At 50.1% G+C, this 23,102-nt stretch carries 19 protein-coding genes and 1 riboswitch; of the genes, 7 read left to right on the top strand and 12 right to left on the bottom strand.

All coding sequences use genetic code 11. The features are described from left to right. Position 1 precedes the first annotated feature (1 nt). Together KNQ02_RS10840 and KNQ02_RS10835 are read left to right on the top strand one after the other, a co-directional pair. Positions 2 to 2,776 carry a glycoside hydrolase family 3 protein gene (locus tag KNQ02_RS10840; protein ID WP_214808505.1) on the top strand — a complete coding sequence of 925 codons (2,775 nt, stop codon included), beginning with the start codon at positions 2 to 4 and terminating at the stop codon, positions 2,774 to 2,776. Positions 2,777 to 2,835: 59 nt separating this feature from the next. Continuing rightward, positions 2,836 to 3,360 carry an SF0329 family protein gene (locus KNQ02_RS10835; RefSeq protein WP_088838281.1) on the top strand — a complete coding sequence of 175 codons (525 nt, stop codon included), beginning with the start codon at positions 2,836 to 2,838 and terminating at the stop codon, positions 3,358 to 3,360. 47 nt (positions 3,361 to 3,407) lie between these two features. On the opposite strand, the gene KNQ02_RS10830 is transcribed toward KNQ02_RS10835, so the two are convergent. Both KNQ02_RS10830 and KNQ02_RS10825 read right to left on the bottom strand, forming a co-directional pair. Continuing rightward, on the bottom strand, positions 3,408 to 4,403 hold the full coding sequence (locus KNQ02_RS10830) for a tRNA dihydrouridine synthase (RefSeq protein ID WP_214766257.1): 996 nt from the start codon (positions 4,401 to 4,403) through the stop codon (positions 3,408 to 3,410). 139 nt (positions 4,404 to 4,542) lie between these two features. Continuing rightward, positions 4,543 to 6,129: an FMN-binding glutamate synthase family protein gene (locus KNQ02_RS10825; RefSeq protein WP_214808502.1), complete on the bottom strand. Its 1,587-nt coding sequence runs from the start codon at positions 6,127 to 6,129 to the stop codon at positions 4,543 to 4,545. A gap of 160 nt (positions 6,130 to 6,289) precedes the next feature. Between KNQ02_RS10825 and KNQ02_RS10820 the strand changes: the two genes are divergently transcribed. From KNQ02_RS10820 to KNQ02_RS10810, 3 genes are read left to right on the top strand one after another with little or no spacing between them, the layout of a single operon-like run. Next, positions 6,290 to 6,769 (top strand): LURP-one-related/scramblase family protein, encoded by a 480-nt coding sequence (locus tag KNQ02_RS10820; protein WP_214766261.1) that lies wholly within the window; start codon positions 6,290 to 6,292, stop codon positions 6,767 to 6,769. A 21-nt stretch (positions 6,770 to 6,790) separates the two neighbouring features. Further along, on the top strand, positions 6,791 to 7,300 hold the full coding sequence (locus KNQ02_RS10815) for an LURP-one-related/scramblase family protein (protein ID WP_214770283.1): 510 nt from the start codon (positions 6,791 to 6,793) through the stop codon (positions 7,298 to 7,300). Then, entirely contained in the window at positions 7,301 to 7,831 is a 531-nt protein-coding gene (locus tag KNQ02_RS10810) for an NUDIX hydrolase (protein ID WP_214808499.1), read from the top strand. A 50-nt stretch (positions 7,832 to 7,881) separates the two neighbouring features. On the opposite strand, the gene KNQ02_RS10805 is transcribed toward KNQ02_RS10810, so the two are convergent. Both KNQ02_RS10805 and KNQ02_RS10800 read right to left on the bottom strand, forming a co-directional pair. Continuing rightward, positions 7,882 to 8,244 (bottom strand): hypothetical protein, encoded by a 363-nt coding sequence (locus KNQ02_RS10805; protein ID WP_214808496.1) that lies wholly within the window; start codon positions 8,242 to 8,244, stop codon positions 7,882 to 7,884. Between the two features lie 212 nt (positions 8,245 to 8,456). After that, on the bottom strand, positions 8,457 to 8,999 hold the full coding sequence (locus KNQ02_RS10800) for a histidine phosphatase family protein (protein ID WP_214802368.1): 543 nt from the start codon (positions 8,997 to 8,999) through the stop codon (positions 8,457 to 8,459). Positions 9,000 to 9,213: 214 nt separating this feature from the next. Then, positions 9,214 to 9,290, top strand: a riboswitch (glycine riboswitch). Between the two features lie 162 nt (positions 9,291 to 9,452). Here KNQ02_RS10800 and KNQ02_RS10795 point away from each other — a divergent pair. Then, positions 9,453 to 10,823 carry an amino acid permease gene (locus tag KNQ02_RS10795; protein ID WP_214808493.1) on the top strand — a complete coding sequence of 457 codons (1,371 nt, stop codon included), beginning with the start codon at positions 9,453 to 9,455 and terminating at the stop codon, positions 10,821 to 10,823. 140 nt (positions 10,824 to 10,963) lie between these two features. On the opposite strand, the gene KNQ02_RS10790 is transcribed toward KNQ02_RS10795, so the two are convergent. Then, positions 10,964 to 12,490, bottom strand: coding sequence for a cryptochrome/photolyase family protein (locus KNQ02_RS10790; RefSeq protein ID WP_214808489.1), 1,527 nt, complete (start codon positions 12,488 to 12,490; stop codon positions 10,964 to 10,966). Between the two features lie 234 nt (positions 12,491 to 12,724). On the opposite strand from KNQ02_RS10790, the gene KNQ02_RS10785 reads away from it, so the two are divergent. Next, positions 12,725 to 14,218 (top strand): malate:quinone oxidoreductase, encoded by a 1,494-nt coding sequence (locus tag KNQ02_RS10785; protein WP_214770267.1) that lies wholly within the window; start codon positions 12,725 to 12,727, stop codon positions 14,216 to 14,218. Positions 14,219 to 14,278: 60 nt separating this feature from the next. On the opposite strand, the gene KNQ02_RS10780 is transcribed toward KNQ02_RS10785, so the two are convergent. The 7 genes from KNQ02_RS10780 to KNQ02_RS10750 form a co-directional block, all read right to left on the bottom strand. After that, complete coding sequence (locus tag KNQ02_RS10780; protein WP_029332126.1) at positions 14,279 to 14,821, bottom strand: ECF transporter S component; 543 nt, start codon at positions 14,819 to 14,821, stop codon at positions 14,279 to 14,281. An 870-nt stretch (positions 14,822 to 15,691) separates the two neighbouring features. After that, positions 15,692 to 17,221 (bottom strand): alkyl hydroperoxide reductase subunit F, encoded by a 1,530-nt coding sequence (ahpF, locus tag KNQ02_RS10775; RefSeq protein WP_214808486.1) that lies wholly within the window; start codon positions 17,219 to 17,221, stop codon positions 15,692 to 15,694. A 14-nt stretch (positions 17,222 to 17,235) separates the two neighbouring features. Next, positions 17,236 to 17,799: an alkyl hydroperoxide reductase subunit C gene (gene ahpC / locus KNQ02_RS10770; RefSeq protein WP_028105377.1), complete on the bottom strand. Its 564-nt coding sequence runs from the start codon at positions 17,797 to 17,799 to the stop codon at positions 17,236 to 17,238. A gap of 219 nt (positions 17,800 to 18,018) precedes the next feature. Further along, positions 18,019 to 19,419 carry a decarboxylating NADP(+)-dependent phosphogluconate dehydrogenase gene (gnd, locus tag KNQ02_RS10765; protein ID WP_214770262.1) on the bottom strand — a complete coding sequence of 467 codons (1,401 nt, stop codon included), beginning with the start codon at positions 19,417 to 19,419 and terminating at the stop codon, positions 18,019 to 18,021. A gap of 19 nt (positions 19,420 to 19,438) precedes the next feature. Then, positions 19,439 to 20,785 (bottom strand): GntP family permease, encoded by a 1,347-nt coding sequence (locus KNQ02_RS10760; RefSeq protein ID WP_029332123.1) that lies wholly within the window; start codon positions 20,783 to 20,785, stop codon positions 19,439 to 19,441. A gap of 22 nt (positions 20,786 to 20,807) precedes the next feature. Beyond that, a complete protein-coding gene (gene gntK, locus KNQ02_RS10755) occupies positions 20,808 to 22,349 on the bottom strand; it encodes a gluconokinase (RefSeq protein ID WP_214808483.1) in 1,542 nt (513 codons plus the stop codon). Further along, the gene (locus tag KNQ02_RS10750; RefSeq protein ID WP_088838264.1) at positions 22,342 to 23,058 is read right to left on the bottom strand and encodes a GntR family transcriptional regulator; all 717 of its coding nucleotides are present in this window, start codon (positions 23,056 to 23,058) and stop codon (positions 22,342 to 22,344) included. Before KNQ02_RS10750 ends, gntK begins: the two co-directional genes overlap by 8 nt. Positions 23,059 to 23,102 lie beyond the last annotated feature (44 nt).

The raw sequence follows: 23,102 nt of genomic DNA, 5'->3' as shown, positions 1-23,102 counted from the left end.
GATGACGACATACACGCTAGATTGGGACGCTTATACAGCACTTGCACGAAAGACGGCCGCAGAAGGCGCGGTCCTGTTAAAAAATGATAATCAGACGTTACCACTTGCTACCGGGACAACGATTTCTGTTTTTGGACGCAATCAGTTCAATTATTATAAAAGTGGAACAGGATCAGGTGGAATGGTCAACGTCTCATACGTAGTCAGTCCGCTCGAAGCCCTGCAACGTCATCCGGATTTGACACTGAACCAGTCGTTACTCGACGTCTATGAAGCATGGCTCGAAGATCACCCGTTTGATAAAGGGGAAGGTTGGGCGGCAGAAACATGGTCACAGGAAGAAATGCCGGTTAGCGATGAGTTGGTCGCAGCCGCAGCGGAACAGTCAGATGTCGCCATCGTCATGATCGGCCGGACAGCCGGTGAAGACCGGGATAACACGGCGGACCCGGGCAGTTATCTGCTGACGGACGTCGAGTTGACGTTGATCGAAAAAGTCTCGCAGACCTTCCCGAAGACGGTTGTTTTACTGAACGTCGGGAACGTCATCGATATGCAGTGGGCAGTCGATTTCAATCCGAGTGCGATTTTGTACGGATGGCAAGGCGGGATGGAAGGCGGCAATGCCTTAGTCAATCTGTTGACGGGCGCAGTCACACCATCCGGGAAACTGCCGGATACGATTACCCGTTCACTTGACGCCTATCCGTCGACACCGTACTTCGGTCACGAAGACCGGGCGATTTACAAAGAAGATATCTATGTCGGGTACCGTTACTTCGAGACGTTTGCGAAAGACGACGTTCTCTATCCGTTCGGATTCGGCTTATCGTATACGACGTTTGACGTCGCGACGGATACGATCGATATGACGGAGCAACAGGTGACGTTAACCGTCACCGTCACGAATACAGGAGAGCACAGCGGAAAAGAAGTCGTCCAAGTCTATCTTGAGAAACCACAAGGGAAGCTCGGCAATCCGGCCCGTGGACTTGTTGCGTTTGCGAAGACCCAACTCCTTGAGGCGGGTCAAAGTGAAACACTGACGTTAACGGCTCCGCTGATGGAATATGCGAGCTATGATGACTCCGGTCTGACCGGACATAAGTCTTCTTACGTGATTGAAGCAGGTGTATATCATCTGTACGTCGGAACAGACGTCCGGAAGGCGACGCACGTGGCGACGCAAACGGTTGGGCAGTTACAGGTGATCGAGACGTTAAGCGAAAACATGGCACCGGTCACGGCATTCGACCGCTTGAAGCCGCAACAGACGGAGACCGGTTACGACGTGTCGTACGAAGCGACACCATTGCGGACGGTTGATCCGGAAGCCCGCCGCTTAGCGGAACGTCCGGCAGAGCGGACCTATTCGGACGATCAAGGACTGACATGGCAGGACGTCTCTGAAGGCAAGACATCACTCGACATGTTCCTCGATCAGTTGACGGATGAGGATCTCGCCGCGATCGTCCGCGGTGAAGGGATGAATTCACCGCGTGTCACACCGGGAACAGCGGCGGCGTTTGGCGGCGTGACCGACCGGCTGACGGCGTTCGGGATCCCGGCAGCCTGCTGTGCCGACGGTCCGTCCGGCATCCGGATGGATATCGGAACAAAAGCCTTTTCACTTCCGAACGGGACGCTTGTCGCCTCGACCTTTAACGTCGAGCTCGTGGCTGACTTATTTGAGATGACAGGTCTTGAACTTCGGAAAAACGGCGTCGATACCTTGCTCGGACCGGGCATGAACATTCACCGTCATCCGCTCAACGGCCGAAACTTCGAGTACTTCTCGGAAGATCCGCACCTGACGGGGATGATGGCGGTCGCTGAACTGGACGGGATGCACCGGGTCGGCGTGACGGGAACACTTAAACATTTAAGCGCCAACAACCAGGAATTCCATCGCCATGATCTCAATTCGATTGTCTCGGAACGGGCCTTACGGGAGATTTATCTCAAAGGATTTGAGCATGCTGTCAAACGCGGGCAAGCCTATGCGATTATGACGACGTATGGTGCCGTCAATGGCCTTTGGACAGCTGGACTCTATGATCAGAACACCCGGATTCTGCGTGACGAGTGGGGCTTTGAAGGTGTCGTCATGACCGACTGGTGGGCGAAGATCAATGCTGAAGGAACGGACGCGAACCGTCAACAAACGGCAGCGATGGTCCGTTCGCAAAACGATTTATACATGGTCGTCGGTGAATCGGGTGCCAATCCGTTTGAGGATGATACATTAACATCAATCACTGACAGCACATTGACACGGGCGGAGCTACTCCGGAGTGCAGCAAACATTTGCCGCTTCATTCTCCGCTCACCGGTCATGGAACGGGCGCTTGGTCAAGAAGCGACAGTTGAAGTGATAGGATTACCAGAAGAAACAATGGATACAAACGAACAAGCCATGACGCATCAACCACTCATCAGTGGTGTGCCACTGGTCTTCGATGAACTTGTTACGTCAACTGGGAACAGTCATGTTTTTGCTGTGACTGCAGAAGAGACAGGTATGTATCATGTTTCGCTAGAAGTACGTTCGTTTGCCGGTGAGCTGGCGCAGATGCCGGTGACGCTGTTTGCGAACAATATGCCGGTCGCGACCTTTACATTCAACGGGACGAACGGCGAATGGGTGACGCAAACGAAAGACGTTTTCGTCTTTAATCCGCATAATTACTTCAAGCTCTACTTTACGCTCGGGGGTCTTGATGTGAAGCAAATTACTTTCACGTTGACGGAGTCGTTCGATATGAAGAACGGGTAAACTAAACACCAGGCAGTCAGTTGCTGCCTGGTGTTTGATGTGTGTAAAAGGAGGACCCGATGCAATTCTCAAAAATAAAAAAACAGATGTTGTCGTTTGTCGCACCATCGCTTCAGACACGTATAAATCTCTATGCAACAGTCGATCGTCATTTTCATGACGGCGAAGCTCGAGTCTGGATGACACTGGATGGAAAACCCTTTTTTAAGGCCGAAGATTTACGTTTTACATTAGAGTCAGATCGTCGTTATGCGTTGGTGAAGAACCGCTTGCCGGAAAAGCCGGAACAGATTACGTTGGAAATCTTTCAATCAGACTGGTATAAGGCATCAAGTGAATTAGACCAGCAAATCGAACGGGAGTTGGAACAAGAGGGATGGCATGCCAATTATGCCGTCCAACAGGATTTTCTGTTGTACCCGACACTATCAATTGAAGAAGCGTTGACGCATCCCCATGCCTTTATCCGCGGCTTTGCCTTGCTCGACCGGCGTGTCGGAAAGCGGCGGCTTGAACGGGTGACCTGCGACACACCATTTGAATTCACCTGTTTAAAGATTCGACTGGAAGCGGTAGCGAACTGACGACAAAAAGAGCAAGGCGCGTGGCCTTGCTCTTTCACATGATTACATTAAATCGAAAACGAATTGACGGCGTGAATGCCTTCCTGTTCGACGAATTCGTCGAGCAGCGCCCGGACGTCGTCCGTTGAATTCGTTTCCATCAAACGGGCGCGCAATTCGCTCGCCCCGCGGAAACCGCGGACATAAATCTTAAAGAACCGACGGAGCGGTTTGAACAGACGGGGTTCGAATTCCGCTGAATACTGATCATGCAGGTCGAGTTGCAGACGTAACAAGCCTAGTAACTCTTCGCTCGAGTGCTCTTTCTTTTCGACTTCGAACGCAAACGGGTTATGGAAAATCCCGCGACCGATCATGACACCGTCGACACCGTACTGCTCGACGAGTTCCAGACCGTGCTGCCGGTCGTTGATGTCTCCGTTGATCGTCAGGAGCGTTTGCGGCGCGATTTCATCGCGGAGTTTCTTGATTTCCGGAATCAGTTCGAAGTGCGCCGGGACGGCACTCATTTCTTTACGCGTCCGCAGGTGAATCGACAGATTGGCGATGTCCTGCTCGAGAATGTGGCGTAACCAGTCGTGCCACTCCTCGATTTTCGAATAGCCGAGACGCGTCTTGACGCTGACCGGCAGACCGCCGGCTTTCGCTGCTTGAATCAGTTCGGCCGCAACGTCGGGACGGTTGATCAAGCCTGATCCTTTTCCGTTGACGGCGACGTTCTGGACCGGGCAACCCATGTTGATATCGATGCCTTTAAAGCCCATTTCCGCCATCCCGATACTCATCTCACGGAAATATTCCGGCTTGTCGCCCCAAATGTGGGCAACCATCGGCTGTTCATCTTCCGTGAACTCGAGGCGTCCGCGGACACTCTGTTTGCCTTTCGGATGACAGTAACTCTCGGTGTTCGTAAATTCAGTGAAGAAGACATCCGGCCGCGCTGCTTTCGCGACGACGTGACGGAAGACGACGTCGGTGACATCTTCCATTGGTGCAAGTACAAAAAATGGTCGTGGCAGGTCCTGCCAAAAGTTGTTTTTCATCGTATATAAAACCCTTTCCTTAAGGTAATTCGTTTTGTTCAATTAAAATTTCATCAACTATATACTTTAAGCGTATTGCAGAAAAAGTGCAAGCAGCTGACTCCACAGATCGTAGGAGTCAGCTGCTTGCACACGTCAATCATTTCAATGGATTGTAGTTCAGCGCCGTTGCTTTCGTGACATGACCATTTTGATCCTTGTAGATGATGTGTTCTGCCGTCAGCTGCGTCGGGCTTTCAAGTCCGGCCGCTGCTGTCAAATTATAGAGCCCTTCCCGAAGCGAGATGATGTAGTTCGTCACCCGGAAGCTCTTCTCGTCGACGATGAGGGCCTTTTGCAGTTTCGGATCCGTCGTCGCGACACCGACCGGACAATGGTTTGTGTGACAGACTTGCGCCTGAATGCAACCGACGTTGAACATCAGGCCGCGGGCGATGTTGACGAAATCAGCACCGAGCCCTAAGGCGACGGCAATCTTATCGGCACTGATCAACTTACCGGACGCAAACAGTTTGATCCGGTCACGAATCCCGTATGCCACGAGGAGTTGATGGACATAGGGGAGCGCCGATTTGATCGGAAGACCCGCCGCGTCGGCGAGCTCCTGGAACGACGCCCCGGTCCCGCCTTCGCCGCCGTCAATCGTAATGAAATCAGGGTGTTTGCCGGACTCCGCCATATAGGCGACAAGATCTTTGATGTCATCGACTTTCCCGACGACGATTTTGATACCGACCGGCTTCCCACCGATGTCGCGTAACTTCTCGACGAACGTTAGCATCTCGGCGTTCGTCTTGAACTCATTAAAGCGGTTCGGGCTATCGATGCCGACACCGGCTTTGACTTTCCGGACTTTGGCGATCTCCGGTGTGACCTTTTCACCTTCGAGGTGACCACCACGCGTTTTTGCACCTTGGGCAAGTTTTAATTCGAATGCTTTGACTTGGGGAATTTGACTTTTCTGTTCAAATTCTTCGAATGAAAAGTCACCGTCTTCCGTCCGGACGCCAAACAGTCCGGGACCGATTTGGCAAATGATATCGACGTCGCCTTTTAAATGATGGTCGGACAGACCGCCTTCGCCTGTGTTCATCCAGGCGCCTTGAGCGCGTCCGAGGCCAATCGACAGCGCAGTGATCGCTCGGTCTCCAAGTGCACCGAAGCTCATCGCCGATTGTCCAATCAGTCCGCGGACTTGAAACGGCTGGCGGCACGTCGCTTCACCGATGATGGGGGCGTCGTCGTCCTGTAATAAAAAGGGCGCGACTTGTTTTTCGACGAGATGTTCTTTCCGGGTGAATAAATTATCTTGATCGAGTTCATATAAGTAGGTTGGAACTTTGTTATCGTTCGCGACCCGGAGTTCATCGCGGTTCGTCGGAAAGAGGGCATTCTGGATATAAAAACCGGCTTCATCGAAGTCACGTTCTGATCCAAAACCGAGAATCCGTGAATTGTATTTACCGGCGATGACGGCTGATTTGTAATCGTTTCGGGAAAATGGTTTTCCTTCATTGTTGTTCAAGAACAGGTATTGCCGAAGTTCCGGACCCATCTTTTCTAAGATATAACGCATTTTACCGAGGACGGGAAAATTTCGGAGGACGGCATGTTCTTTTTGACGTGAATCGGTCACCCATAAGTAGAGAACGACAATAAGCGGGACGATGAAGACGAGCGCAACGAGCAGAAGTAAGGTAATCAAGATGACGGTATGGATGGGCATGAGTGGACCTCCTAAGCGAACTGTAGTCTTAATCCGATACCACTCACGAGACGCTAACAAACCTAACTAACTATGTGAAATATTCGTATTGTGTTGAAACTAAATACTAGTGTGGTGCGTAGAATAATAAAACTTCTGAATTTCGAAAGGATGAAGAGCCATGCACACACTTTACATGAAACAGAAAGTATTTAGTTTACGGGGGCGTTTTTCGATTCAAGATCAGCAGGAACAGGATGTCTATCTCATCGAAGGGAGCTTCATGCAAATTCCGAAGACCTTTTCGATTTCGAGCGTCGACGGGGAAGAAGTCGCCACCATCACGAAGAAAGTATTCAGCCTGTTGCCGAAGTTTTTTGTTGAGGTCGATGGCGAAACACTGACGATCGAAAAATCATTTACATTCTTTAAAGACCGTTACACGATTGACGCGGCAGATTTAGAAATCGACGGCGATTGGTGGGACATGGATTTTCAAATCAAACGTCATGGTGAAGTCGTCGGAAGCGTCGAGAAAAAATGGTTCACGTTTGGTGACAGTTACGAGATTCAAGTCTTTGATCCTGATGTCGAGAAGGTGTTGATCGCGCTGGTCGTCGCAATTGACTGTGTCAAAGAGGACGAAGAGGCTAGTTCATAAACCGAACCCAGGGAGGAACCGATGAAAGCACTTTTGATGAACCAGACGATGGATTTGAACCGTCGTTTTACGATTGAAGATGAAGCCGGACACGTCACGCATGAAGTGACCGGGCAGTTGTTGCAAATGCAGAAAAATTGGCAACTCGTACAAGAAGCTGCCGAGGTCGGCCGCGTGACGAAACAGACGTTCAGCATGCTGCCGCATATCCTTGTGGAAGTGGACGGGCGTGTCGTTGCGACCATTCAAAAAACCGGGTTTTTGATGTTTGCGGATTACCGGATTGACAGCCGGGACCTGCAGATCGACATCAACTGGGCGACGATGACGTTTAGTGTCACGTATCAAGGAAACAAAATCGGTCAAGGCAAAAGACGGTGGGTTCGCCTCATCAAACAGTATGAATTGACACTGTTCGACGAGACGGCGGAGACACTCTTTTTAAGTGTCGTGCTCGGACTCGACCGGGCGAAAGCAGACAAAACGGTCTCGACGCTGTTTGCGGACAATTGGGCAGGGGGGAAGAAGTAAATGGAACAATGGGATATCTATACCGCGGACCGCGAGAAAACAGGACGGACATGGACACGGGGAAAGAAGTTACAAGGCGGCGATTATCATCTAGTCGTGCACGTCTGTCTGTTTAACTCAAGCGGCGAAATGTTGATTCAGCAACGGCAACCTTTCAAAGAAGGCTGGTCCAACTTGTGGGACTTGACCGTCGGGGGAAGTGCGGTCGCGGGAGACACGAGCCAGCAGGCGGCAGCACGGGAGCTGTTTGAAGAGATTGGCCTGCGCTATGATTTTGAGGGCATGCGCCCGCATTTGACGTCGCATTTTGATGAAGGGTTCGATGATGTTTACTTAATTGAGGCAGATATCGATTTGTCGACACTCGTCTTACAACAGGAAGAAGTGCAAGCTGTCGCCTGGGCGACGGAGGAGGAAATCATCGCCCGGATTCAAGCAGGGACGTTCATTCCGTATCATGAAGGTTTAATTCCGATGCTGTTTGCGTTACGTAAACAACGCGGCAACATCACATCATACGCGTTATTGTAACTAAAAACCCATCGTATTTTCGTCAGGAAACACGATGGGTTTTTGCAATGTTACGCCGTTTTTTTGGAAGCGGGTTGCGTCTGCTTCGGTTTTGTTTCAGGTAGGAAAAAGCTGAACAGCAGATAAGTCGAACAGCTGACGAAAAAGACGACCATCGAGACGGTATAGCCCATATGACCGAGGGAATAGCTCCAAATGATGGTGAAAATCGTCTGCGGCGCATAAGCGATTGCCCAAAACAGACCGAAGAGGACGGTGATTTTTTGCGGTGTCATCCCTTTCATCTCGTGTGCCAAGTTCATGAAAATCGGATACTGGATGTACATCGCAAAACCGGAAATGAAGGCAAAGATGTACGAAACGAGTGGCGAGATGTTGCCGAACGCAACCGTAACGATGAAACTGCCAATCATGATGAGTCCGCTGGTCAGGAGAATCGGTTTTCGCGGTGTTCTGCGACTGCCGATTTTCAGACCAACAAAGTTCCGATGATTCCGGCACCGGAGACAAGCAGATTGACGAGTGAGCCGTTCAGTTCGGTATACGTATCGAAAACGGCTTACTCGATTTCGAGAAAACCGTTTTTGAACTCGAACGTTACGGTCGGTACAACCAATCAGTGGAATCAGAAGAGATCTAACTGGTCGAAAACGAGAGCATCGTCAACTTCTGTCACGAGAAATACATCGGGATTGCGAAGTTGTTGTCCTTGTTCAAAACCAAAAGAGGCATCGAGTGAGTGGAGGTATAGTGCAAGCAGATTGCCATGTGTGACAAGAACACTCGTCTCAGCAGAGTGAGACCAAACGTCATTCAGGACGTCTTGGATTCGCCGCGTCGCTTCTGCGCTCGTTTCTCCACCGGGACATGCGTAATCAAAGTCGGTAAACGTTCTTTGGAGATGCTCCTGCCAATCGGTCAGTGGTTGACGACTTAGAACGCGTTCACGCAAGTCATCTTGGATTTCGATGGAACAATTTGTCTGAAAAGCAACAGCTTCGATTGATTCAATTGCTCGGCGAAAAGGACTCGATAAGATACGGTCGACGGGACGGGATTCAAAAAAGGAAACCAATTCTTTAGCTTGTCTATGGCCGTTCTCCGTCAACGGAGCGTCCGGTTCTTGTCCGGATGCTTCGCAGTGGCGAATCAAGTAAATTTTTTTCATGATAATCCTCCTAATTCGACTGTAGTGATTTCCTTCTTCTAGAAAATCAACATCGATTCCTGTTTCAGTCTATGAAAGAAGAAATGAAAGATTTTATAAAACGGTTGACAAACAATCATAAGATTACTAGTATTAAAAACAATTCAGGTGATTATGTCACCTCAGCAACCGAATAAAAGAGAAAGCTATGATTGTCATGGGTCACACTATGGCAGGAGCAGCTTCTGGAGAGACCGCAGGATGCGGCGCCGAAGGGTTCACAATCTCAGGCAAAAGGACAGAAGAGTACTAAATCTTGATTCTTTGAATTGGCGTCGCCAGTCAAGGGATGATTATTTGCTATTCTGATGATTTTTTTGAGATTGGACACCCGTCCAGTCTCTTTTTTTTGTTGGACTGACAGAACAGTCCGACCGGGGGAACTAGAGAAAGCATTCAAGGAGGAGTTCAGGTTTGGAACAACAAGAAGGATTGAAAAGGGATTTATCGAATCGGCACGTCCAGTTGATTGCGATTGGTGGAACGATTGGGACAGGATTGTTTTTAGGATCTGGGAAAGCGATTCAACTCGCGGGACCATCGATCGTCTTTGCGTATTTACTCGTCGGGATTGCGATTTTCTTCGTCATGCGGGCACTGGGAGAATTGTTATTGTCGAAAGCCGGATACGGATCATTAACGGACATCGCAGAAGATTATCTCGGTCCACGTGCCGCGTTCGTGACCGGCTGGACGTATTGGTTCTGCTGGATCATGACGGCGATGGCGGACGTCATTGCCGTCGGCGTGTACGTGAAATACTGGTTCGATATTCCGCAGTGGATTCCGGCTGTGATCTCGCTCCTGATTTTACTCGGCTTTAATTTACTGACGGTCAAACTGTTTGGGGAACTTGAATTTTGGTTCGCTTTGATTAAGGTCATTACGATTTTAGGTTTGATTGGTGTCGGGATCGTCTTACTGATCATCGGTTTCCAAACCGATTCAGGTCCTGTAACCGTCAGTAATTTGTGGCAACACGGCGGAATGTTCCCGAACGGTGTGACCGGCTTCCTGTTGTCGTTCCAGATGGTCGTCTTCGCCTATGTCGGAGTTGAATTAATCGGGGTCTCAGCAGCGGAAACAGCGGATCCGAAAAAGAACATTCCGTCCGCGATCAATAAGATTCCGTTACGGATTCTCTTCTTTTACGTCGGGGCGTTACTGGTTCTCCTGATGATCAATCCGTGGACGGGACTAAATGCGACGGAAAGTCCGTTCGTTAAAACGTTCAGCTTGATTGGAATCCCGCTTGCTGCCGGCGTCATCAACTTCGTTGTCTTGACGTCTGCTGCCTCAGCCTGTAACAGCGGAATGTTCTCGACAAGCCGGATTCTCTATAATCTCGGAAATCAAAAACAGGCACCGGCTAATTTTTCGAAGCTCAACAAAAACCATGTCCCGGCGAACGCTTTGTTTGTCTCGACACTCGTCGTATCGGGCGGAGCGTTACTCAGTAAATTGATCCCGGGACAAGCCTTCAGCATCGTCACGACAATCAGTGCGATCTGTTTCATCTGGGTCTGGGGTGTGATTCTCGTCTGTCACTTGAAATATAAGAAAACACAACCGGAACTGCATGCGGCGTCAACGTTCAAGGCACCGTGGACACCGCTCGTCAACTACCTCGTCCTCGGATTGTTCGGACTGATCCTCGTCGTCATGCTCGTCGCGGATGAAACCCGTCCGGCCTTACTCCTGACACCGGTTTGGTTTATCGGATTGTTTGTCCTGTATCGGTTGCGGACGAAAAAACATCAAAAAGCAGAACGGCACAGTGCGTGATGAAAAAAACAGAGCAGCGTCTGACGAAAGGCGCGCTCACTTTTTTTCACCCGCGCTCCTGAGCTGAAAGACAAAGACCCGATTGCCTGCCGAAGAAGACAGGGAGTCGGGTCTTTGTCGAGTCTGTCGCAGTGGCAGACTCAGCGATGAAACTGTCCGTCCGCCAACTGTTTCTTCAATGCCGTCGCTTTTTTACGGACGGCCTGCTGATCCGCCTTGTCCCGCTTGGCCCACTGCCGGTACATCATCGTCATCCGTTGATTGCCGGAGAACCGTTCCTCGTGCCTTGCGATGAAGTCCCAGTACAAGGCATTGAACGGACAGGCCTCGTCACTTAGGGCATCTTTCTGATTAAAGGGACAGTTCCCGCAGTAGTCGCTCATCTTATGGATGTAGTTCGCCGACGCGATGTACGGTTTCGTCGAGAGGAGACCACCGTCGGCATGCAAGGCCATGCCGAGTACATTCGGAAGGACAACCCAGTCATAGGCGTCGATGTACATTTCATTAAACCAGTCCGCCGTTTGTTGCGGCGAAATCTCAAACAGATTGGCAAAGTTTCCGAGCACCATCAGCCGCTGGATATGGTGATTGTGCGCCGTTTCGATGACAGGTCGGAGCGACTCGGCGACGCAGGTCATCGTCGTCTGACCGTCCCAGAAGAAGTCCGGCAACTCACGGTTGTGTTTGAGGACATTGACCTGTTCATAACCGGGCATCTCACTCAGATAGACGGCCCGCATGTACTCACGCCACCCGAGAATCTGGCGGATGAATCCTTCGACGGCATTGAGCGGCGCCTCCTGTTCTTCGAGCGCTGCGGCAACGGCTTTGATGACTTCGTCCGGTGACAGCAACCCGATATTGATCGACGAGGAAAGGAGAGAGTGTGATAACGTATCCTTTCCTGTCAGCATCGCGTCCTGATAGGTTCCGAATGTCTCAAGCCGTTCGTCGATGAAACGGGCGAGTGCCCGCTGTGCTTCCTGTCGTGTGACCGGCCAGTGGAACGTATCGAGCTGCCCCGGATGATCGGCAAACGTCGTCTCGACTTTGTTGATGACGTCACGCGTAATCTGATCCGGCCGGAACCGGATCGGTGCTTTAAAATCGACGCCGTCCTTCGCCGGTTTTCGGTTATCGGCGTCAAACGACCATTTTCCACCGAGCGGTTTGGTTCCGTTCATTAACAGGAGGCGGTCTTTTCGGAGTTGACGATAGAACCGGTCCATCTTCCACGGTTTGTCCCCGAGCATGGCGACGGCTTCGTCCTGTGTCAGCAAAAAGAGCGGAACGTCGGAACAGACATCGACGGTGATTGTCTTCGGAAGACTTTCCTGGAATTTTTTCATAGCACGGCGCATCGGTTCGTCTGTGATGGCTGTATAGAGCAGGTGCGTCGGTTTGTATTGTTGCTGGTGCTGCTTCCATGCTTCGTCAAACGAATCCGCTTCCTGGTAATCGACCGTAAACCCTTTATTCCGGAGTTCGTCTGCGAAATGACGCATCGCTGAAAAAATCAGCACCAGTTTTTGTTTGTGGTACATTTTCCAGGTCGAGCGGGACGTTGCTTCGACCATCAGGATGACATCGTGTTTCGGATCCGCTTCCTGCAGAAGCGGTAACGTGTGGTTCAGCTGATTGCCAAAAATCCAGCGTGTCGCCATGAATCATTCCCCCTTTTTCTTCTACTAGAGTATATATCCGCTTTCTCTGAAAGTATGTCTCAGGATGTGCGCGTGCGATTCAGGGAAGTGCATCTATTTTAAGTCGGAAACACCCAATATTTTAATATATGAACGACCTGTGATAGGGTTATAATGGAAAGGTAAGTTGTCGTCATGAGAGCGCTCTATTTTTCATGGCAGGTCCATAATATCAACGGGGATAGGAAGGATATCATGAGCAGTATGCCTAAACAAACAGACGTAATATTGATTGGTGCAGGAGTCATGAGTGCGACGCTAGGGGTCTTATTAAAAGAGCTCGCGCCTGACATGACAATTAAAGTGTTCGAGAAGTTACCGAACGCAGGGGAAGAAAGTTCGAATGAGTGGAACAATGCGGGCACGGGTCATGCCGCGTTATGTGAGCTCAACTATACGACAGAGAATGCAGACGGAACGATCGATATCAGTAAGGCCGTGAAAGTAAATGAACAATTCCAACTGTCACGCCAGTTTTGGTCGCATCTCGTCAAAGAAAACGTCTTACCGAATCCAGAAGAATTCATTATGCCGATTCCGCATATGAGTATGGTCGAAGGAGCGGAAAACGTCGAGTTTCTGAAAAAACGATTGGAAGCGCTATCAGCGAATCCACTCTTTAAAGGGATGGAATTTTCCGATGATCCGGAGCAGCTGAAGCAATGGATTCCGCTCATCATGGAAGGGCGGACGTCACCGGAACCGATCGCTGCAACAAAAATTGATTCGGGGACAGACGTCAACTTCGGTGCGCTGACACGGATTTTATTCACGCACCTCGCAGGACAGGGCGTTGAAATCAATTATGGGCACGGCGTCGAAGACTTGAAACGAGTCGACGGCGGCTGGGAAGTCAAAGTCAAAAACGAACAGGACAACCGGATTGAACATCATACGGCGAAGTTCCTCTTTATCGGCGGCGGTGGCGGCAGTCTGCCATTGCTCCAAAAAACAGGGATTCCCGAATCAAAACAAATCGGCGGATTCCCGGTCAGCGGTCTGTTCCTCGTCTGTAAAAATCCGGACATCGCGGAACGGCACCATGCAAAAGTGTACGGGAAAGCGAAAGTCGGAGCACCTCCGATGTCGGTCCCGCATTTGGATACACGATACATCGACGGGCAGAAATCACTGTTATTCGGACCGTTTGCCGGGTTCTCACCGAAATTCCTTAAGACCGGTTCGAATCTCGATTTGCTCGCGTCCGTCAAACCGAACAATGTCTTGACGATGCTTGCTGCCGGAGCAAAAGAAATGGGCTTAACGAAATATTTGATTGAACAAGTGCTGCTTTCGACAGAACAACGGATGAACGAGCTACGTGAATTCATTCCGAACGCAAAAACTGAAGACTGGGATGTCGTCGTCGCGGGACAACGCGTTCAGGTCATCAAAGATACACCACAAGGAAAAGGGACGCTCCAGTTCGGAACGGAAGTCGTCAGTGCGGCGGATGGGTCCGTTGCGGCCTTACTCGGTGCGTCACCGGGAGCTTCGACCGCTGTACCGGTCATGCTCGAAGTGCTCGAAAAATGTTTCCCGAATCAAATCGACGGTTGGACAGCTAAAATCAAGGAGATGATTCCGTCATACGGAACATCGCTTGTTGCGCACCCGGATCTGTTTGACGAAATCCATGCGGAAACAACCGAAACACTTAAACTAACAGCCGCACAACCGATTCATTAAAAACGACAAAATGAAAAGCCCTGTTTCCTAATCGTTAGGAGACAGGGCTTTTCATATGGATTATCCGCGCTGGCGGAAAAATGCTGTTTTCTTTAAAGCTGCGCTGACCGGAATCGCAACGAGGATTCCGACGACGTTTTGAACGAGGTTACCTGGGATTGAAGCAACAGGAGCGATCCAGTTACTATAAAGAATCCCTTCACAGATATAGTAAACGCCAAGCATAAATGGAACAGAAGCAATCATTGCGAGTACGTTGACGCTGACATTCGTTGCTTTACGACCATATGTCCAGGCAATATAACCGACAACGAAACCTTGCAGACCACGTCCGACGAACGAGAACGGAGCCCAAAGTGTCCAGCCTGATACGATATCGAAGAGTCCCATTCCGACTGCTCCGGCGATCATGGCAGTTCGCGGTCCGAACAAGAGGGCGATAATGAACAACATGGCCGTCCCCATATGGACAAGTCCGCCGTTCGCTGCGATTGGCAATTTAATATTAATAAAGAATGTTGCGACAAAAACAAGTGCAATCGACATCGACGTGATGACGAGTTGCCGGGTACGAGTGCTTGAATACGGTGTTGCGTTTTGCATGAGTCAGACCTTCTTTATGATAGATTTTGAATAGCTTAAATCTATCAAAATACTGGACTAGCTAAAAGTGTCAATATCGAACAATTTATAGGGGTCAGTTGAACCGTTGCTTTTTATACTGAAGAGGGAAGACGGCGTATGTATTCGTTCAAATTCGCTTCTGCTTGTTTTTCGCGTTGGAGCAATACCATTCAGGATACGCGTTAAAAGATCTGTGTTTCACATAGTGCTTCAGCCAAATGGTCTCGGAAAAGATTTATTTTCCATTGATTCCTACGGGAACAGTGCGTTATTAACGCACTCAGCGTGTAGACAAACGCTTATGAAGCGTGAACATGCGATAACGAGAGGCAATCTGTTCGCGCTCCCCTGTCTCGCCTCGTCTTCAAAGCGGCAATCGGTCACGCCGCTACAGCAAAGCTGCAGGGTCGCGATCGATTGCTTTTCGCTTTAAAAGCGATTCGAGACGGATTGCGCTCTAAGCCGTCTGCATGCCTGGATTTCCCTCACGGTATTACCTAAAAAGTGTCACGTTTCGTTGACTCCTGCGGGGAAAAGTGCGTTTTTAACGCACTTTCAGAGGCAGGCAAGACCCTCCCTGCTCATTGTCCGCTAGGACCAAGGAGCAACGGCTTGCGCCTCGCCCGAGGAAAGCAATGAAAAAAAGACGCTTGATCTCCCGATATCACTTTGTCTACAGTCTGAAGTGCGTTATTAACGCGACTTGCCAGAGGTAGGCGAGACCCTACTCATTGTCCGCTAGGCAAGGAGCAATGCCCGAGGAAAGCAATGGAAATAAGAATCGTACATCGATGAAAACATAGTATTTAAATTAAAAAAACGCCTTGCCGAAGCAAGACGTTTAAACGATTAATTGCGAATCATATGATCGAAGGCACCAAGTGCAGCTGTCGCGCCTGAGCCCATCGAGATGATGATTTGTTTATACACACTGTCGGTACAGTCACCTGCTGCGAACACACCAGGGACATTCGTCGCACCATGACGGTCGACGAGGATTTCACCGAATTTGTTGCGTTCCACCGTATCACCGAGCCAGTCCGTGTTCGGCACGAGACCGATTTGGACGAAGACGCCTTCCAGCTCAACGTGTTGTTCAACGCCTGTTTCACGCTCGACATAGGTGATGCCGTTTACTTTATCCGTCCCCGTGATTTCCTTCGTCTGGGCGTTTGCGACGACCGTGACGTTCGGAAGACTTGCGAGACGTTGTTGTAAAACTGCATCTGCCTTCAGTTCAGGTGCGAACTCAAGGACCGTGACGTGTTTGACGAGACCTGCGAGGTCGATTGCCGCTTCAACACCGGAATTACCGCCGCCGATGACCGCAACGCGTTTTCCTTCGAAGAGTGGACCATCACAATGTGGGCAGTACGCGACACCTTTGTTCTTGAACTCAAGTTCGCCTGGGACACCGACGTTACGCCAGCGTGCACCTGTCGACAAAATCAACGTTTTCGTTTTGAGGACCGCACCATTCTCAAGTTCCAGCTCAACGAGGTCTTTTTTCTCGAGACGTGTTGCCCGTTGCAGGTTCATGACATCGATGCCATACTCCTTGACGTGTTCTTCAAGACTCGCGACGAGTTTCGGACCTTCCGTGTACTTCATGCTGATGAAGTTTTCGATGCTCATCGTATCCATGACTTGTCCGCCGAAACGTTCTGCGACAATCCCGGTCCGGATGCCTTTACGTGCTGCGTAAATCGCGGCACTTGAACCGGCAGGACCGCCACCGACGACGAGGACGTCGTACGGATCTTTGTTAGCGAAATCGGCTGCATCTGTACCCGTACCGAGCTTCGCAAGAATCTCTTCGAGTGACATCCGTCCGTTCCCGAATGCTTCGCCGTTGACGAAGACCGTCGGGACAGCCATGATTTCTTTTTGCTCGACTTCTTCTTTGAACGCTCCACCGTCAATCATCGTGTGACTGATGTTCGGGTTGAGGACGCTCATGACGTTCAAGGCTTGGACGACATCCGGGCAGTTGTGACAGCTGAGGCTGATGTACGACTCGAAGTGATACGTCTCTTTGATGCCTTTAATTTGTTCGATGACAGGCGCATCGATCTTCGGCGCACGACCACTGACTTGGAGCAAAGCCAAGACGAGTGACGTGAACTCGTGACCGAGCGGAATCCCGGCGAACGTAATTCCACTTACTTCACCAGCGCGGTTGACGCTGAAGCTCGGTGTCCGGGCGAGCGTCGCCTGTTCGATGCTGATGCGTGGTGACATACTCGCGATTTCTTCGACGAGTTCGCTCATCTCGAGTGAGACGGAGTCCGTCCCGGCGCTGACGGCGAGGACGATGTCTCCTTCTAACAAATCGAGGTATTGAGCGAGTTGTGCTTTAATATCTGCTGCTAAAGCCATCTCAAATCCGCTCCTTAAATTTTCCCTACGAGGTCAAGGCTAGGTGTGAGTGTTGCAGAACCCTCTTCCCATTTCGCCGGGCAAACTTCACCTGGGTTGTTGCGCACGTATTGTGCTGCTTTGATTTTGTTGACGAGTGTACTTGCATCACGGCCGATTCCACCCGCGTTGATTTCAACAGTCTGGATGACGCCGTCCGGATCGATGATGAACGTTCCGCGATCAGCAAGTCCATCTTGTTCGTTTAAGACTTCGAAGTTACGTGAGATGACGTGTGACGGGTCACCAATCATGACGTACTCGATTTTACCGATTGTTTCTGAAGTTTCGTGCCAAGCTTTATGTGTAAAGTGCGTATCTGTTGAAACGGAGTACACTTCAACGTCAAGCGCTTTGAGTGCTGCGTATTGGTTTTGAAGATCTTCGAGCTCAGTCGGGCAAACGAATGTAAAGTCTGCTGGGTAGAAACAAACGACACTCCATTTTCCACGAAGGTTAGCGTCTGTAAGATCGACGAACTCTCCGTTGTGGAATGCTGATGCACTAAATGGTTTTACTTCACTTCCGATTAAAGACATGATAAAAATCCTCCTGTTGGGTTCTATTTAAGAATCTGTTCTAGTCGTTAAGAATAACTGTACTTATCACACTAGAATAATTCTAATCTAATACTAATTTCATATAAAGCGTCTCTTTTGTCAAGGTTTAACCTGTAAATTCTTATTTCAAGAAATGAATTGTGAACAAAAAAAGAGCTCTATCTCCCTGAATGAAACAGGGAGATGGAGCTGTATAAGTCATTGCCATTCAGTATGGAACATTCCTTCGCGATCGGTCCGGGCATACGTATGGGCTCCGAAATAATCACGTTGTGCTTGCAGGATGTTGGCATTTGAATTCGCTGTCCGGTAACTGTCGTAATACGTCAGTGACGTGCTGAGACACGGTGACGCAAGACCTGTGAGCGCACCTTCTGCGACGACTTGGCGGAGCGACGTTTGATACGCCTGTACCTTGTCTGCGAAGTACGGTGCGAGCATTAAGTTGTCGAGTGATGCGTCCGTTGCAAAAGCCTCGCTGATGACATTGAGGAACTCGGCGCGGATGATACAACCGCCACGGAAAATCAAGGCAATCTCTTCAAGACGTAAGTTCCAGTCATACAGTTCGGATGAAGTCCGGTACTGGGTGAAGCCTTGTGCGTAAGCAGCGATTTTACCCATGTAGAGTGCTTGGCGGATGCGTTCGATCCAAACGTCTTTGTCGAGCGCTGCACGGGCTTCCGGTCCACCGAGGACAGAGGCGGCAGCGACACGTTCTTCTTTGACGGCAGAGAGATAACGGGCGAAGAGTGCCTCCGTAATGATAGAGGAAGCGATCCCATTATCAATGGACTGCAAGCTCGTCCATTTGCCTGTTCCTTTTTGACCGGCTTGATCGAGAATGACGTCGATCAAGGGAAGACCCGTCTCGTCATCTTTTTTCCGTAAAATCTCAGCCGTGATTTCAATCAGATAACTTTTTAACTCGCCGTCGTTCCATGAGGAGAAGATGTCCGCAATTTCTTCGACATCGAGTCCGAGACGGACACGGAGGAAGCTGTAAGCTTCTGCAATCAACTGCATGTCAGCGTACTCGATTCCGTTATGGACCATCTTGACGAAGTGTCCGGCCCCTTTAGGTCCGATGTAGACACAACATGGGTCGCCGTTCACTTGTGCTGCAATTTTTGTCAAAATCGGCGCAACTTGATCGTACGCTTCTTTTGTTCCGCCCGGCATGATGGCAGGACCGGTCCGGGCTCCGACTTCACCACCCGAGACACCGACACCGATGTACTCGATGCCATGCTCGTTTAGTTGATCAAAGCGACGTTCCGTATCGAGGAAGTGGGAGTTCCCACCGTCCATGATGATATCGCCCGTCTCAAGGTGCGGGATAAGCGAACCGATGACGGAATCGATGGCACTTCCCGCCGTGACCATGACGAAAATCTTGCGTGGACGCTCGAGTGAGCGGACGAAGGCTTCGACGTCATAGTACGGATGAAGCGGTAACCCTTCGCGGTTCGCGACGAGTTGTTCCGTTAAGTCTGGCGTGTAGTTATAGATAGCGACGTTTTCATCATGGCTCGCCATGTTCATGGCGATGTTGCGTCCCATGACACCAAGGCCGATGACTCCGATTGAATTTAGCATAGTGTAACGACTCCTTTTTTTAGACGACGAGACTGAGGAGGAGGACGAATCCAAGTCCGAAGACGGAAATGATTGTCTCAAGCAGCGTCCACGTCGCGAAAGTTTCTTTCATAGTTAAACCAAAGTATTCTTTGAACATCCAGAACCCGGCATCGTTGACGTGCGAAGCGATTAAGCTACCAGCACCAGTCGCAAGCACGACGAGGGCGAGGTTGACGTCTGATTGACCGAGGAGCGGGATGACGAGTCCAGCTGTCGTCAGTGAAGCGACCGTCGCCGAACCGAGTGAAATCCGTAAGATCGCGGCAATCAACCACGCGAGTAAAATCGGTGAAAGTGTTGTGTCAGCAAAGAGTTCAGCGACATATTTACCGACGCCTCCATCGATTAAGACTTGTTTGAAGGCACCGCCACCACCGATGATGAGTAACATCATTCCGATTTGTGTGATCGCTGTCGTACATGAATCCATGACGGTCTTGATTGGGATATTACGTGCAAGTCCCATCGTATAGACTGCGACGAGTAACGAAATCAACATTGCTGTGGAAGCATTCCCGATGAACTGGATGGCAGAAAGAACCGCATTGCCGTCCCAGCCGAGCGTTTTTTGTAGCAATGTCAAAATCGTGGCGATCGACATTAAGAGTACAGGTAGCATTGCTGTGAACACACTGATTCCGAATCCAGGTGTTTCACTTAAATCAAATTCTTTTTGTTCGCCGAGTGAGGCGATGTTACCTGTTTTTTTGAATGATTCCGGCACAAGACGTTTTGCGACTTTCGTAAAGAGCGGTCCGGCGATGATGACCGTCGGAACAGCGACTAAGAAACCGTAAAGTAAGACTTGCCCTAAATCTGCCCCGTATTCACCCGCGATGACAGTTGGACCGGGGTGAGGTGGTAAAAAGCCGTGTGTAACAGAAAGTGCTGCGACCATCGGAATCCCGAGATAGAGAATCGAGACGCGAAGCTGACGTGAAATCGCAAAGACGATTGGAATTAATAGAACAAGTCCGACTTCGAAGAATAACGCGATCCCGATGATGAATGAAGCGACGACGACTGCCCATTGAATGTTCTTTTCCCCGAATTTCGCGACGAGTGTCATCGCGATCCGCTGTGCACCACCGGCGTCAGCAATTAATTTCCCGAGCATTGCACCGAGTCCGAAGATCAGCGCAAGGTGACCGAGTGTTCCGCCGAGACCGGCTTCAATCGTCGTGACGATTTGGTCGAGCGGCATTCCAAGTAGTATAGCGACGACGAACGAGACGATGATTAATGAAACAAACGTGTTTAATTTCAACCCCATGATTAAAACGAGTAATGTGATGATCCCAATGGCAACGATGACTAACGGCATGTGACTTCCCCCAAAAGATAAATTAGTTTTCTTGCTGAATCAAGCTACGTTGATACTCTGCGATCCGCCGATGGTCGGCTGAAAGCGTCCGTGCCAAGCTGATGAAGATCGGTAGCAATTGACGGTATTCGTGCATCGCTTCTTCATTCGGTACATGACGATGTGTTTCCCCAATCATCTCAGCAGCTACTTCGAATGAATCGACTTCCCCAGTCGCATACAATCCGAGAATACAAGCCCCGAGACATGAACTTTCAAAACTTTCTGGAATGACGACTTCCGACTCAAAGATGTCGGCCATCATCTGACGCCACACTTCAGATCGCGCGAACCCCCCGGTTGCTTGAATCCGTGTGACAGGACCATCCATACATTCAATCAATGCCAGGAAGACAGTGTACAGGTTGTAGATGACACCTTCTAACGCGGCACGAATCATATGTTCTTTTTTATGTGACAACGTCAATCCGAAGAATGAGCCACTGACGTCCGGATTCCAAAGAGGTGCCCGTTCGCCCGATAGATACGGATGGAACAACAGTCCGTCTGAACCCGGACGGACCCGTTCAGCGATTTTCGTCAACACCGCATACGGATCAATCCCGAGTCGTTTCGCTGTTTCGACTTCAGCCGATGCGAGCTCATCACGAATCCAGCGTAAGACCATCCCGCCATTGTTGACCGGACCACCGATGACCCAGTGCTTTTCAGTCAGTGCGTAACAGAATGTCCGTCCCTTTTCGTCCGTCTGCGGCCGGTCAATGATAGTCCGGATCGCACCGCTCGTCCCGATCGTGATGGCAATCTCGCCCTTACGGATGGCGTTGACACCGAGGTTTGACAGGACCCCGTCACTGGCACCGATCATGAAAGGTGTTGCCGGATCAAGTCCGATTTGTTTTGCATATTCAGGATTAATGTCCGAATACTGTGTCGTCGTCGAGACAGGTTCCGACAATTTTGAAGCATCGATGCCGGCGATCTCTAAGGCTTTCGAGTCCCACTTCATGTCGTGGATATTGAACAATCCTGTCGCCGATGCGAGCGAATGATCAATCACGTAACGTCCGAACAGACGCTGGAAGACGAATTCCTTGATTCCGATGTATTTTTTCGTCCGCTCGGCAATCTCCGGCCGGTCTTCGACGAGCCAAAAGATTTTCGCGAGAGGGGACATCGGGTGAATCGGTGTACCGGTCCGGTGGTAGACATCATTTCCGTACTCTTCCTTAATCCGGTTCGACCAGGCTTCGCTCCGACTGTCCGCCCAGGTGATGCAGGCAGTCAAAGGCTGGTCGTCCTCGTCGATGGCAATCAAGCTGTGCATCGCACTACTGAAAGCGACGAATTTCGGTTTTTGGTCCGGATACTGCTTCGTCAGCAGACGGATTGTTTCAAGAGCGGCGTGGAAAATTTCTTCCGGATCCTGTTCAGCAGTCGAGCGGTTTGGCGTGTGGAGCGGATAGCCGACGTTCGTCTGGCCGACAACTTCTCCTTTTGTCGTAAAGAGGACAGCTTTCGTGCTCGTCGTCCCGATATCGATTCCTAGCATGTATTCAGTCATGTGGTTCGACTCCTTTCGTCATCATCTGTTGCGATTGCCATAAATCTTCGACTTCTTGGACATCGTCGAAATTCTGGTGGAGAGACGTGACCATCCGTTCACGGTCTCCTGTTTCGATGGCTTCGATATAAAGTGCGTGGTTGGCGATGATCCGGTCGAAATCCTCCATCTGTCCTTCGAAGCGAGTCCGCATCGATAAAAGGATGAAGCTTTCCATGACCGGTTTTAAGTTTTGCCAAATCATGCTGACATAACTGTGATCAATCGACCGGATGATCGTCTCGTGGAACAAAACATCTTGATACGAAAATTCGTCGGCATCATTAAACTTGATCGCGACTTTCATCATCTCAAGAATCTTGCTCAGTTCACGGACGAGTTCTTGACGGTCCATCCGGACGATTCGTTCGAAGACGAACGTTTCGATTAACAGGCGGACGTCATAAATCTCGCGGATGTCTTTTTCCGACAAACCAACGACGACGGCACCCATCCGCTCAAGCCGGATGATCCGTTCAGCAGCGAGAACTTTTAGAGCGTCGCGAACGGGCGAGCGACTGACGGAAAAATCCGTCGCTAATTTATTTTCAGAAAGGACGGTCCCTTGCTCAATCTTTCCGGAAATGATACGCATCCGGAGTTCGTGGGCGACACGATCTCCAGTTGATGCTTTCGATAACCATTTAATCGGGTATAAAAAATCAGACATAAAAATCACCTGCTTTGTTTTATGAGTATACTTGTATACAAGTA

It is taken from the genome of Exiguobacterium sp. s102 (genome assembly GCF_018618635.1).
Lineage (GTDB): Bacteria > Bacillota > Bacilli > Exiguobacteriales > Exiguobacteriaceae > Exiguobacterium_A > Exiguobacterium_A oxidotolerans.
The sequence above is the reverse complement of the archived record's forward strand: the minus strand, read 5'-3'. Positions and strand labels throughout refer to the sequence as shown.

Excerpts from the sequence above, each read along its gene's own strand:
- gnd (WP_214770262.1), bottom strand. The coding sequence starts at position 19,419 with ATGCTAAATTCAATCGGAGTCATCGGCCTTGGTGTCATGGGACGCAAC.
- KNQ02_RS10800 (WP_214802368.1), bottom strand. The coding sequence starts at position 8,999 with ATGAAAAAAATTTACTTGATTCGCCACTGCGAAGCATCCGGACAAGAA.
- KNQ02_RS10785 (WP_214770267.1), top strand. The coding sequence starts at position 12,725 with ATGAGCAGTATGCCTAAACAAACAGACGTAATATTGATTGGTGCAGGA.
- KNQ02_RS10780 (WP_029332126.1), bottom strand. The coding sequence starts at position 14,821 with ATGCAAAACGCAACACCGTATTCAAGCACTCGTACCCGGCAACTCGTC.
- ahpF (WP_214808486.1), bottom strand. The coding sequence starts at position 17,221 with ATGGCTTTAGCAGCAGATATTAAAGCACAACTCGCTCAATACCTCGAT.
- KNQ02_RS10835 (WP_088838281.1), top strand. The coding sequence starts at position 2,836 with ATGCAATTCTCAAAAATAAAAAAACAGATGTTGTCGTTTGTCGCACCA.
- KNQ02_RS10825 (WP_214808502.1), bottom strand. The coding sequence starts at position 6,129 with ATGCCCATCCATACCGTCATCTTGATTACCTTACTTCTGCTCGTTGCG.
- ahpC (WP_028105377.1), bottom strand. The coding sequence starts at position 17,799 with ATGTCTTTAATCGGAAGTGAAGTAAAACCATTTAGTGCATCAGCATTC.
- KNQ02_RS10790 (WP_214808489.1), bottom strand. The coding sequence starts at position 12,490 with ATGGCGACACGCTGGATTTTTGGCAATCAGCTGAACCACACGTTACCG.
- KNQ02_RS10820 (WP_214766261.1), top strand. The coding sequence starts at position 6,290 with ATGCACACACTTTACATGAAACAGAAAGTATTTAGTTTACGGGGGCGT.
- KNQ02_RS10840 (WP_214808505.1), top strand. The coding sequence starts at position 2 with ATGACGACATACACGCTAGATTGGGACGCTTATACAGCACTTGCACGA.
- KNQ02_RS10760 (WP_029332123.1), bottom strand. The coding sequence starts at position 20,785 with ATGCCGTTAGTCATCGTTGCCATTGGGATCATCACATTACTCGTTTTA.
- KNQ02_RS10750 (WP_088838264.1), bottom strand. The coding sequence starts at position 23,058 with ATGTCTGATTTTTTATACCCGATTAAATGGTTATCGAAAGCATCAACT.
- KNQ02_RS10805 (WP_214808496.1), bottom strand. The coding sequence starts at position 8,244 with ATGATTGGCAGTTTCATCGTTACGGTTGCGTTCGGCAACATCTCGCCA.
- KNQ02_RS10830 (WP_214766257.1), bottom strand. The coding sequence starts at position 4,403 with ATGAAAAACAACTTTTGGCAGGACCTGCCACGACCATTTTTTGTACTT.
- gntK (WP_214808483.1), bottom strand. The coding sequence starts at position 22,349 with ATGACTGAATACATGCTAGGAATCGATATCGGGACGACGAGCACGAAA.
- KNQ02_RS10810 (WP_214808499.1), top strand. The coding sequence starts at position 7,301 with ATGGAACAATGGGATATCTATACCGCGGACCGCGAGAAAACAGGACGG.
- KNQ02_RS10815 (WP_214770283.1), top strand. The coding sequence starts at position 6,791 with ATGAAAGCACTTTTGATGAACCAGACGATGGATTTGAACCGTCGTTTT.